The 11,408-nt window shown below is 73.8% G+C and carries 8 protein-coding genes and 1 pseudogene; 3 read left to right on the plus strand and 6 right to left on the minus strand.

Features of this window, described 5'->3' with window-relative positions; translation table 11 throughout:
* Positions 1-286: 286 nt before the first annotated feature.
* Genes BG452_RS20275 through BG452_RS20285 form a run of 3 tightly spaced genes read right to left on the minus strand, consistent with a single transcriptional unit; the run spans position 287 to position 3,509 of the window.
* Positions 287-1,186 (minus strand): ABC transporter permease, encoded by a 900-nt coding sequence (locus BG452_RS20275; RefSeq protein WP_188305752.1) that lies wholly within the window; start codon positions 1,184-1,186, stop codon positions 287-289.
* Complete coding sequence (locus BG452_RS20280) at positions 1,173-2,237, minus strand: ABC transporter ATP-binding protein (RefSeq protein ID WP_188305753.1); 1,065 nt, start codon at positions 2,235-2,237, stop codon at positions 1,173-1,175. The genes BG452_RS20275 and BG452_RS20280 overlap by 14 nt, the downstream gene beginning before the upstream one ends.
* 3 nt (positions 2,238-2,240) lie before the next feature.
* Entirely contained in the window at positions 2,241-3,509 is a 1,269-nt protein-coding gene (locus BG452_RS20285; protein WP_188305754.1) for a LolA family protein, read from the minus strand.
* 181 nt (positions 3,510-3,690) lie between these two features.
* On the opposite strand from BG452_RS20285, the gene BG452_RS20290 reads away from it, so the two are divergent.
* Both BG452_RS20290 and BG452_RS20295 read left to right on the plus strand, forming a co-directional pair.
* Positions 3,691-6,297, plus strand: a complete 2,607-nt coding sequence (locus tag BG452_RS20290; RefSeq protein WP_188305755.1) for a bifunctional FO biosynthesis protein CofGH — start codon at positions 3,691-3,693, stop codon at positions 6,295-6,297.
* A gap of 166 nt (positions 6,298-6,463) precedes the next feature.
* A complete protein-coding gene (locus BG452_RS20295; protein ID WP_188305759.1) occupies positions 6,464-7,579 on the plus strand; it encodes an ADP-ribosylglycohydrolase family protein in 1,116 nt (371 codons plus the stop codon).
* 226 nt (positions 7,580-7,805) lie between these two features.
* Here BG452_RS20295 and BG452_RS20300 read toward each other — a convergent pair whose 3' ends face one another.
* The 3 genes from BG452_RS20300 to BG452_RS20310 all read right to left on the minus strand — a co-directional run bounded on the left by BG452_RS20300 (position 7,806) and on the right by BG452_RS20310 (position 10,069).
* Positions 7,806-8,015, minus strand: coding sequence for a DUF397 domain-containing protein (locus BG452_RS20300; protein ID WP_188305756.1), 210 nt, complete (start codon positions 8,013-8,015; stop codon positions 7,806-7,808).
* The gene (locus tag BG452_RS20305; RefSeq protein ID WP_188305757.1) at positions 8,012-8,875 is read right to left on the minus strand and encodes a helix-turn-helix domain-containing protein; all 864 of its coding nucleotides are present in this window, start codon (positions 8,873-8,875) and stop codon (positions 8,012-8,014) included. Before BG452_RS20305 ends, BG452_RS20300 begins: the two co-directional genes overlap by 4 nt.
* Before the next feature lie 441 nt (positions 8,876-9,316).
* Positions 9,317-10,069 carry a GOLPH3/VPS74 family protein gene (locus tag BG452_RS20310; protein ID WP_188305758.1) on the minus strand — a complete coding sequence of 251 codons (753 nt, stop codon included), beginning with the start codon at positions 10,067-10,069 and terminating at the stop codon, positions 9,317-9,319.
* Positions 10,070-10,367: 298 nt separating this feature from the next.
* On the opposite strand from BG452_RS20310, the pseudogene BG452_RS20315 reads away from it, so the two are divergent.
* Positions 10,368-11,408 (plus strand): annotated as a pseudogene (locus BG452_RS20315) (hypothetical protein); the annotation flags it as partial.

Here is an 11,408-nt window from a genome sequence, read left to right on the forward strand (position 1 = left end):
CCGTCGAAGTCCTCGACGGCGGCCGGTGCCGGATCCCGCGGGTGGTTGCGGCGGAGAGTCAGCCGGCCCGGTTCAGGGCAGTGGTGGCCTTCGCGCGGTGGTCGAGGTGGCTGGCGACGTCGACGCCCCCGCCCCCCCCCCCCCCCCCGCCCCCCCCCCCCCCCCCCCTGCCCCCCCCCCCGCCCCCCCAGCCCCCCGCCCCCGCCCCCCGCCCCCGCGCCCCCGCCCCGGCCGAGGCCGCCCGGGAAGCCGTCACGCGCTGAGGCCCCTCACACGCTGAGGCCCCTCACGCGCTGATGTCGCGGCTGGTGAACCGGGCCCAGGCCGCCGCGCCGAACACGGCGACGTAGGCGGCCTGCAGGCCGAGGTCCTTCCACACGCCGTCCCAGTACATCGGCGCGCGCAGCAGGTCCGAGAAGCTCATCCAGTAGTGGGTGAACAGGAACGGCCGGATCGCGTCCAGCTGCGGGAAGGCGTCCAGGATCTGCACCGTGATGACCAGCCCGACGGTCGCGGCCATCGCCGCGATGCCGCTGCCGGTGAGGGTGGAGACGAACAGCCCGATCGCCACCAGCCCGGCCAGCGAGACCGCGACCACCCCGGCCACCAGCACCGCCCGCAGCAGCGCGTCGGCGAAGCCGATGGTGTCCCCGGAGATCAGCGTGACCTCGCCGAGCGGGAACAGCGCGGCACCGGTGGCCAGCGCCGCCAGCGCGACCGCCGCGGTGGCCGCCAGGCAGAACACCAGCCCGGCGGTGAACTTGGCGGCCAGCAGCCTGGTCCGCCCGGCCGGGGCGACCAGCAGGTAGCGCAGCGTCCCGGTGGCCGCCTCGCCCGCCACCGAGTCGCCGGCGACCACGCCGACCGTCATCGGCAGGAAGACCGGCAGGGCCACCGCCAGCGCGGTGAACACCAGGAACAGGCCGTTCTGGGTGGTCTGCGCGATGAAGTTCGGACCGCCGCCGTCGTGCGGGCTGTCGGTGTTGAGCTTGACGACCACCCCGATCAGGACCGGCAGCACCGCCAGGATGCCGAGCAGCACCTTGGTGCGCATCCGGCGGAAGGTCAGGTGCAGTTCGTTGCGGAACAGCGCCAGGAGCCCGGACGCGGTCTGCGGCCGCCGGCCGGTCACCAGCACCGCCCCGGGCCCCGTCGCCTCAGCCGCCTTCGCCTCAGCCTGCGACATCGAAGCCCTCCCCGGTCAGCGCCACGAAGGCGTCCTCCAACGTGCCCCGCTCCAGCCCGAACCCGTGCACCCGGACCCCGGCCTCGACCAGCGCCGCGCACAGCTTGGGCAGCGCCTCGTCGCCGCTCGCGCCGAGTTCGCCGTCCACCCGGCCCTCGCCGGGCACCAGCGCGCCCACCTGGTGGGCCGCCAGCACCTCGGCGGCCTGCGCCACGTCGGGGGTGCGGACCACCAGCCGGCCCTGCGCCCGGGCGGCCAGCTCGGCGACGGTGCCCTGGACGACCAGCCGGCCCCGGGACATCACCGCCGCATGGGTGCAGACCTGCTCGATCTCGTCCAGCAGGTGGGAGGAGAGGAACACCGTGGTGCCCTCCGCCGCGACCTCCCGGACCAGCGCCCGGATCTCCCGCATGCCCTGCGGGTCCAGCCCGTTGGTCGGCTCGTCCAGCACCAGCAGTTCGCGCGGCTGCAGCAGCGCGGAGGCCAGGCCCAGGCGCTGCTTCATGCCGAGCGAGTAGGCGCGGGCCTTCTTGCCCGCGGCGGCGCTCAGGCCGACCCGCTCCAGCGCGGTCTCGACCCGCTGCCGGCGGGTGCGCGGGTCGGCGGTCGGGTCGGCGGCGTCGAAGCGGACCAGGTTGTCCCGGCCGGACAGGAAGCCGTACAGCGCCGGGCCCTCGATCAGCGCGCCCACCCGGGGCAGCACGGTGGCGACGGACTGCGGCATCGACTCGCCGAGCACGGTGGCCATGCCGGCGGTGGGGGCGATCAGGCCCATCAGCATCCGGATGGTGGTGGTCTTGCCGGAGCCGTTGGGGCCGAGGAAGCCGAACACGGAGCCGCGCGGCACGGTCAGGTCCAGTCCGTCGACGGCGAGTTGGCCGCCGCGGAAGCGCTTGGTCAGGCCCCGGGTCCTGATCACGTCGTCACCAGCGGAAGCGGGGGAAGCGGGGGAGGAAGCGGGGGAGGCGGAAGGAACGGGGGCCGGGCGCGACACCGCGCCCGGGCCCCCGGCCGACTCCGTAACGTCCCCCGTTACGGGAGTCTCGGTCATGCGTCAGTTCACCCCGGCGGCGTGCTGGAGGACCGGCAGGGTCACCGCGCCGGCGAAGACCCGGCCGTCGTCGGTGAGCAGCACGTTGACGACCTTGGTGCTGATCAGGGTGCCGCCGCCGACCGGCTTGCCGAGCGACTTCACCAGCGCCTGCGGGTTCATCGGGGGCTTGCTGTGGTGCTTGCCCTGCTTGCCGTCGCCCTGAGCGTCCCCGGCGGGGGCGCCGGCCGTGCTCGGCAGCTGGGTGGAGACGACGGCCGTCCAGCCCTCGCCGATCACGTTCACCCCGTCGTGGCCCTTGCCCTGCTTGCCCTGCTCGCCCTGGGCGTCGTGCCTGCCCTGCTTGCCCTCGGCGCCCTTGGCCGCCTCGTCCGCCTTCTTCTCGGTCACCTTGGCGCCCTTGGGCGCGGCGAAGTCGAAGGTCTTGGCGGCCGGCTTGGCGAAGGAGACGTCGGTGAAGTGGACGTCCAGCACGGTGGAGCCGTCGGTGGACTTCACCACCACGGCCAGCGGCACCCCGTTGTCGGCGGCGACCGAGATCCGCACCTCGGCGATGGTCGAGCCGGACTGGGTCGGCTTGACGCTCAGCTGGTAGGCCTTCTGTCCGGCCACGTTGGCCGTCCCGGCGACGGTGACGGAGGTGGTGCCGGCGCTGCCGGTCAGGAACTGCCTGGCGGCCTCCTGCGGGGTGGTCGGCACCCCGGTGAGCGGGGTCTTCGGGGCCTCGGCGGACCCGGCCGGACGCCCGGTCATGTGCAGCGCGGTGTTGGTCGAGCTGTCCCAGGCCCAGCTCTGGTCGCCGTTGCGGACGAGCGTGTAGCCCGCCATGTTCTCCATCAGGTCCACCCGCTGGCGGTCCGGGCCGTCCACCGCGACCCGCAGCGTCTGGTCGCCGCCGAGCAGGCCGAGCAGCTTGGCCTGCGGGTCCGCGGACGCGCCCTGGCCCGGGCCGCCGCCGTGGCCGGCCGCCGCGCCGAGCCCGCCCGCGGCCGCGCCCAGCAGCTGGCTGGGCACGCCGAGGTCGGTGGAGACGGAGACCGTCCCGGACAGGGCCTGGGCGTCGGATCCGAGCGCCTTGGCCACCACCTGCTCGGCGGACTGCTGGGGCAGGTCCGGTGGCGAGTCGGCGGCCAGCGCCGGCACCAGCCCGACCCCGGCCGCGATCACCGCGGCCACCGCCAGTGGCACCCCGGCCCGCACCAGGGTGCGCCGCCGCGAGCGGTACGGCACCCCGCCGTCCATGGTGTCGTCCACCGCCGTCTCATTGGTCATGGCGTCCTCAACTCCTCTGTGAACCTGTTCGATTGGTACTGCTCTCCCATTAGAGGCCGGTACCGCCGCCACGTCATCGCCCTGCGGGGGCACTTCGGGGTGAACCTGACGGGTACGCCGACCCTGAGACGGCCTCAGGGTTGTGTCCTCCCGTCGTACGACCCTGACGTAGGGTCGCGCCATGGACGGAACCGCTACGGACGCAAGCAACCCTCCGACCGCGAACGCGATGCGGCGCGCCCTGCGCCGCGCCAGGGACGGCGTCGCCCTCGACCTCACCGAGGCCGCCGTGCTGCTCCAGGCCAGAGGCGAGGACCTGCGCGACCTGTGCGCGAGCGCCGCCCGGGTGCGCGACGCCGGTCTGGAAGCGGCCGGCCGGCCCGGTGTCATCACCTACTCCAAGAGCGTGTTCATCCCGCTCACCCGGCTCTGCCGCGACAAGTGCCACTACTGCACCTTCGTCACCGTCCCCGGCAAGCTGCGCCGGGCCGGGCACGGGATGTTCATGTCCCCGGACGAGGTGCTGGACATCGCCCGGCGCGGGGCCGAACTCGGCTGCAAGGAAGCCCTGATCACGCTCGGCGACAAGCCCGAGGACCGCTGGCCGGAAGCCCGCGAGTGGCTGGACGCGCACGGCTACGACGACACCATCGCCTACGTCCGGGCGATGTCCATCCGCATCCTGGAGGAGACCGGACTGCTCCCGCACCTCAACCCCGGGGTGCTGAGCTGGACGGACTTCCAGCGGCTCAAGCCGGTCTCCGCCTCGATGGGCATGATGCTGGAGACCACCGCCACCCGGCTGTGGAGCGAGCCCGGCGGCCCGCACTACGGCTCCCCGGACAAGGAACCGGCCGTCCGGCTGCGGGTGTTGGAGGACGCGGGCCGCAGCTCCGTCCCCTTCACCAGCGGCCTGCTGATCGGCATCGGCGAGACGTACCAGGAGCGCGCCGAGTCGCTGTTCGCGCTGCGCAAGGTCTCCCGGGCCTACCACGGCGTCCAGGAACTGATCCTGCAGAACTTCCGCGCCAAGCCGGACACCGCGATGCGCGGCATGCCCGACGCCGAACTGGACGAGCTGGTCGCCACAGTGGCCGTCGCCCGGCACCTGCTCGGCCCGACCGCCTGCCTCCAGGCGCCGCCGAACCTGGTGGACGGCGAGTACGAGCGGCTGATCGCGGCCGGCGTCGACGACTGGGGCGGCGTCTCCCCGCTCACCCCGGACCACGTCAACCCCGAGCGCCCCTGGCCGCAGATCGACCGCCTCGCCGAACGCTCCGCCGCGGCCGGCTTCGCCCTGCGCGAGCGCCTGGCCGTCTACCCCGAGTACGTGCTGCGCGGCGAACCCTGGCTGGACCCGCGGGTGCTGCCGCACGTCCGCGCCCTGGCCGACCCGGCCACCGGCCTGGCCGACCCGGACGCGACGGTCCAGGGCCGCCCCTGGCAGGAGCCGGAGGACCTCCCGGAGTCGTACGGCCGGACCGACCTGCACACCGCCGTCGACACCGAGGGCCGCACCGGCGACCGCCGGGCCGACTTCGAGGACGTGTACGGCGACTGGGAGGTGCTGCGCGAACAGGTGCTGGCCAAGGGCGCCCCCGAACGCCTCGCCGGGGACCTGCGCGAGGCGCTCGCGGTGGCCGCCGACGACCCGACGAAGCTCACCGACGACCACGCGCTGGCCCTGTTCCACGCGGACGGCCCGGCCCTGGACGCCCTGTGCCGGATCGCCGACGACGTCCGCCGCGACGCGGTCGGCGAGGACGTCACCTACTGCGTCACCCGGAACATCAACTTCACCAACGTCTGCTACACCGGCTGCCGCTTCTGCGCCTTCGCCCAGCGTCGCACCGACGCCGACGCCTACACCCTCTCCCTGGAGCAGGTCGCCGAACGGGCCGCGCAGGCCTGGGAGGTGGGCGCCACCGAGGTGTGCATGCAGGGCGGCATCCACCCCGACCTGCCCGGAACCGCCTACTTCGACATCGCCCGCGCCGTGAAGGCCCGGGTGCCCGGCATCCACGTGCACGCCTTCTCCCCGATGGAGGTGGTCAACGGCGCCACCAGGACGGGCCTGTCGATCCGCGACTGGCTGCAGCGGGCCAAGGAGTCCGGCCTGGACACCATCCCCGGCACCGCCGCCGAGATCCTCGACGACGAGGTCCGCTGGGTGCTCACCAAGGGCAAGCTGCCGGCCGCGACCTGGGTCGAGGTCGTCACCACCGCCCACGAACTGGGCATCCGCTCCTCCTCCACCATGATGTACGGGCACGTGGACACGCCCGCACACTGGCTCGGGCACCTGCGGCTGCTCGCCGAGATCCAGCAGCGCTCGCTCGAACTCGACAGCGGTGGCGGCTTCACCGAGTTCGTCACCCTCCCGTTCATCCACACCAACGCCCCGGTCTACCTGGCCGGCATCGCCCGCCCCGGCCCGACCGCCCGGGACAACCGCGCGGTGATCGCGATGGCCCGGCTGCTGCTGCACCCGCACATCCCCAACATCCAGACCAGCTGGGTCAAGCTGGGCGCCGAGGGCGCCGCCGAGATGCTCCGCTCCGGCGCCAACGACCTCGGCGGCACGCTGATGGAGGAGACCATCTCGCGGATGGCCGGCTCGGCGTACGGCAGCTACAAGTCGGTGCGCGACCTCCAGGCGATCGCCGAGGCGGCCGGGCGCCCGCACCGCCAGCGCACCACCCTCTACGGCGAGGTGCCGGCCGAGCGGCGGGCGGCGGCGCTCGCCTCGGACGGGCACCTGCCGGAGCTGCTGCCCGTCCTCGACTGAGGTCGCCCGCCCGGCCCGCCGCACCGTCGGCGGGCCGGGCCCCGGGGGCACCGGACCGCGAGGGATCCCGTCGATCCGTTCGAACCTTCCAAGTACAGTGCCAGGGCGCGTCGGCCGCCGTGGTGCCGCGCGCGGCCCCGACCCCGACGAAAGGCGCTCCGTCGTGATGCCACTGTGGTCACGAGCCCAGCAGCAGGACTTCCGCAGCAGGGTCCGCGGCTGTCTGCTCGGCGGTGCCATCGGTGACGCGCTCGGCGCGGGCGTCGAGTTCGAGTCGCTGGACAAGATCCGGGCCCAGCACGGCCCGCAGGGCGTCACCGGCTACGTCCCCGCCTACGGGCGCACCGGCGCGATAACCGACGACACCCAGCTCAGCCTGTTCACCGTGGACGGCCTGATCCGCGCCCACATCCGGCGCGACACCGGCAGCTGGCACCCGCCCACCGACCTGCACCTGGCCTACCTGCGCTGGGCCGCCACCCAGCGCGACTGGGGCCCGGACGAGCGCCGCCCCGACCTCGGCTGGCTCGGCCGCGAGGAGTGGCTGTACGCCCAGCGCGCCCCCGGCCAGGGCTGCCTGACCGGCCTCACCGGGCCGGACGGCGAGCGGCTCGGCACCCTGGAGCACCCCAAGAACCCGCACTCCAAGGGCTGCGGCACGGTGGTGCGGGCGGCGCCGTTCGGGCTGCTCACCACCTGGGAGCCGGGCCTGGTGTTCCAGCTCGCGGTGGAGTGCTCGGTGCTCACCCACGGCCACCCCACCGGCTACCTCGCGGCGGGCGCGCTCGCGGTGATCGTCCAGGCCGTCGCCCGCGGCGGCACCCTGGAGGAGGGCGTCCACCTGGCGCTGGCCCTGCTCTCCGAGCGGCAGGGGCACGAGGAGACCACCACCTCGCTGCGGGCCGCGCTGGACGCGGTGCGGGCCGGGGAGCCGTCCGCCGAGCGGGTCGAGGCGCTGGGGGAGGGCTGGGTCGCCGAGGAGGCGCTGTCCATCGGGGTCTACTGCGCGCTGGTCGCCCACGACGTCCGCTCGGGCCTGCTGCTGGCCGTCAACCACTCCGGGGACAGCGACTCCACCGGCGCGATCTGCGGCAACCTGCTCGGGGTGCTGCACGGCGACACCGCGCTGCCGCCGGGCCTGGTGGCGGGGCTGGAGGGGCGCGGCGCGATCCTCGAACTCGCCGACGACTTCGCCCTGGAGCTGACGCACGGCACCGAACTGCACGACCGGCGGAGCCCGGAGGGGTCCGACTGGGCCGGCCGGTACCCGGTGGCGCACTGAGCGTCCGTCACGCACGGGAGCGGGCGCGGCACCGGAGGCCGGCACCGTCGGACGACCGCAGCACTGAGAGGCCGGCACCGGAAGGCGGCGGAGGGCGGCGGAAGACGGCCCCGGAAGACGGCCCCGGAAGACGGCGCCCGGAACGCGAGTTGCCCGTAGCGCCGTCCGCCGCTCGGGGCGACGGACACCGCTACGGGCAACTGGGCCGAGCACGGATCCGGTCGGGTCAGACCTCGCCGAAGGACCCCGCCGCCGTGGCCGACGCGAACGCGTTCCAGGCCTCGGTGGAGAAGCGCAGCTGCGGGCCGGCCGGGTCCTTGGAGTCCCGGACCGCGACCGCCCCCGCGGCCGGTCCGGCGATCTCCACGCAGGCGCCCTGGCCTCCGCTGTGACTGCTCTTGCGCCAACGGATTCCGTGCTCGGCGGGGGTGCTCATTCGTGGTATCCCTTTTCGATGTCGGCTATCAGCGACCGGCTCTCCGCGACACCGAGCGCGGCCGCTCTCAGGTAGTCGTAGAGACCGGTATAGCGGCGCACATCGGCTTCCTTCTCCAGGTAGAGATCGCTCGTCACACCTTCGAAGTAGACAACCGTGGAATCGGCTGACTCCGGGAACTCCAGCAGGGAGAATGTCCCGGTCATGCCGGGATGGGCTCCGTGCGAGAACGGGATCACCTGGATGGTGATGTTCGGGCGCAGGCTCAGCTCCAGCATCTGCCGCAGCTGGCGGGCCATGATCTCGCGGCTGCCGACCTCGCGGCGCAGCGCCGCCTCGTCTATGACGGTCCACAGGCTGCCGAGCTGGTTCTCGCCGTGGACGCGCTCCTGCCGCTTCATCCGCACCTGCACCCGGCGCTGCACCGCGTTCGCGTCGGTGTCCGGCTGGGTGCCCTCGACCACCGCCTGGGCGTACTGCTCGGTCTGCAGCAGCCCGGGGATGAAGGAGGACTCGTAGGCGCGGATCGAGGAGGCCTCGGCCTCCAGGCCGATGTAGACGCTGTAGGGGGTCGGCATGTCGTTGAAGTCGTGCCACCAGCCGCGCTGGCGCGACTCCTTGGCCATCTCCATCAGGCTGCCGCGCATCTGCTCGTCGGCCACGTTGTACACGTCGCAGAGGTCGCGCACGTCGCGCTGGCTGATGCTGCGGCGGCCGTTCTCCAGCCGGCTGATCTTCGACTGGGAGACCATCAGGCGGCCGGCCACCTCCTCCGCCGTCATCCCGAGGCCCTCGCGGAGTTTGCGCAGCTCGGAGCCCAGGCGCCGGCGGCGCACGGTGGGATTGATGTTCGCGGACACGTCGACCTCCGGCCGGACCTCTGGTGATCGTTGGAGCGGCAGCCCTGGGAACACTTCGGACATTGGGACCAACCCCCCTGACTTGGAGCAGCATGTCACCTTGGGCCAGGTCGGCGCCCGGGAATCACAGCAGCGCAGTAGAACAGATCATCGGAAAAGCGCGTCCGTGAGACAGCGAAAGCCCCCAGGTGGTAATGCGGCTCGGCGACTAGGACCGGTAGTTGCAATGGGCCTCGACGGGCCTCAGGGAACGGCAGAGGGGCGGTCGCCGGGCGACTCGCGTCGCGGGGCGACCGCCCCTCGGTGCCGTTCGTGGTGCCGGTGATGCCGGGTCATGCCGGGTGATGCCGGTGGTTCGGATGGTGCGCGGTGGTGCGGTTGGTGGTCCAGCGCCCTGGAGGAGCGCGAACCGGGCGGCGTGCGCCGTCGGGCCGATCGGGCTCAGCGCACCCCGACCCGGGGAGCGGAGACCCGTCCGCCCGGAGCCCGGTTTGTCGCCCGGGCGCCGGAGCGACCGGAACCGGCCCCGGAACCGGCCCCGGAACCCTGGGAAGAACGGTTCTGCTGCGCCGGCAGGCCGTTCTGCACGTCCATCACGGCGTGCGCGACCATCCCGCCCAGCGGGTCGTACCGGATCAGATCGCGCAGCCGCGACCGCGAGGACCGGCCCTCGTTGCCCGGGTACAGGTGCTTGCCCAGCCCCACCGAGTGGGCGAGGGCCGCGAGCGCGGCCGTCCGCGGGTCCGGCGGCACACCGGTGCGGATCGCGGTGTCCAGTCGCTGCTTGATCGCGGCGTTGGTGCAGTCGTCGGACGCCTGGTACCGGGTCGTCGGCAGCACCCCGCACATCTGCCCCGGCACGGCCGTGACCATGCCACAGCGTTCCAGGTGCGCCAGGTACGTCTGACGCAGCCCCAGCCGGGGCCCGCCGATCCAGTGCGCCGCGCGGACCGGACTGCCGCGTCGGCGCAGCAGTTCCAGTGCGTGGTCAAGGGTCGGGTCGCCGGTCGGCCGTGCGAGCACGACGGCGATCCGGTCGCCCTCCGGTACGATCCGTCCGGCCAGGGACAGCTCGACGAGCTGCGCCCCGGCGAGTCCGAGGTCGAGGGTCTGCGGCTGCGCCGTGGTACCCGTGGTCGGGTCCAAAGCGAGCAGCAAGAGTTCCTCGGGAACAGTTCTGCGGCTCTTGCCCATCCAAGCCTCCCCGCGTGGATGAGAGACAGGGTGACGCCTCTCACACGGGCTTGTCGAGTACGCCTCCGAATCGTGACCTTGAGGTGAAGGCGCGGAACCGGCGGCCACAGGCCCGGCGTCTGACCCAGGAACAGACCGCGTTGCGGCCGTGCGGCGGCAATAAGCGCCGGTCGGGCGGGGTGTGCGCGGCTGGTTCGGCCGTCGGTGGCGGAGACTGTACAGGTACACGGGGCGGGGCGTCGGTTTCCCGAAATCGGGTCTGCCGATGCCCCGCCGGGCGTTGAGGAGGCTGGGATACGTGGGCGAGTCCCCCGACAGGGTGCTGAGGGACGGCGAGCAGGGCCGCGAACGCGAACGGACCGGGACGAAGGCTGTCGGGGCGTCAGCCGCGGCCGTCGCGGCCGGGGACGCCGCGGCAGCGCCGGAGGCGACCTCCGGGGAGAGTTCCGCCGGGGAGTCGGCCGGGGCCTCGGCCGGGGTGTCGACCGAGACGGCGACCGGGACGGTGACTGCGGCGTCGACCGAGGCGTCCGCGGACAACTCCGCCGACGCTTCCACCGAGGCCTCCACCGACGCCTCCGCCGACGCGCCGAGGACGGGCGGCAAGGGCGGCTCGACCGTACAGCTCCGTGTCCGGGATGTGGACAGCCGGACGACGATGCTGCGGCTGCCGGTGGACAACAAGACCACCGCGCTGCGGCTGCCGGAAGAGCTGCTGACCCCCGCCGACGAGGGCGGTTCCGATGACGCGGCGGGGGAGAAGAAGGACTCGCCGAGGGTCGAGGAGAAGAAGGAGGCCGCCGAGCGGCCGCCCGCCGCCGACCCGCGTCTCGCCATGCGGACCGCCGCGGCGAAGGAGGAGCCCGCCGCCGAGGCCGACGGGAAGGCCGCGGACGAGGAAGGGGAGAAGGCCGGCGAGGAGGCCGGAACACCCGACTCCGCCACCGCCGACGACGAGGCCGCCGCCGAAGCGGCCGACGCGCCGGAGCAGGACGCTCCCGCCGTCGCCCCCGCGCCCGTCGCCCTGAGCAAGAACGGACAGCCGGGTCAGAAGCCGGGCCGGCCGGGGCAGTCGAAGCAGTCGGGTCAGTCCGAGCCCTCCGAGCCCTCCGAGCAGTCGGGCCGGACCGGCAAGCCGGAGAAGCCCGAGCCGCTGCGCGCCCCGGCCGCCTCCCCGTCGGCCGGTACCGTGCCCGAGCCCCCGGAGCCCGCTCCGACGCCCGAGCCGGGCCCCGAGCCGAAGCCGGCGCCCAAGCCCCTCCCCGAACCCGAGCCGACCCCGGGCCCCGAACCGCTGCCCGCCCCGGCCCCGAAGCCGGCCCCGGGCCCCGCGCCCGCG

It is taken from the genome of Streptomyces sp. CBMA123 (genome assembly GCF_014596465.1).
Taxonomy (GTDB): Bacteria; Actinomycetota; Actinomycetes; order Streptomycetales; family Streptomycetaceae; genus Kitasatospora.

Coding starts and splice junctions, on each gene's coding strand:
- BG452_RS20275 (WP_188305752.1), bottom strand. CDS start 1,186: ATGTCGCAGGCTGAGGCGAAGGCGGCTGAGGCGACGGGGCCCGGGGCG.
- BG452_RS20280 (WP_188305753.1), bottom strand. CDS start 2,237: ATGACCGAGACTCCCGTAACGGGGGACGTTACGGAGTCGGCCGGGGGC.
- BG452_RS20285 (WP_188305754.1), bottom strand. CDS start 3,509: ATGACCAATGAGACGGCGGTGGACGACACCATGGACGGCGGGGTGCCG.
- BG452_RS20290 (WP_188305755.1), top strand. CDS start 3,691: ATGGACGGAACCGCTACGGACGCAAGCAACCCTCCGACCGCGAACGCG.
- BG452_RS20295 (WP_188305759.1), top strand. CDS start 6,464: ATGCCACTGTGGTCACGAGCCCAGCAGCAGGACTTCCGCAGCAGGGTC.
- BG452_RS20300 (WP_188305756.1), bottom strand. CDS start 8,015: ATGAGCACCCCCGCCGAGCACGGAATCCGTTGGCGCAAGAGCAGTCAC.
- BG452_RS20310 (WP_188305758.1), bottom strand. CDS start 10,069: ATGGGCAAGAGCCGCAGAACTGTTCCCGAGGAACTCTTGCTGCTCGCT.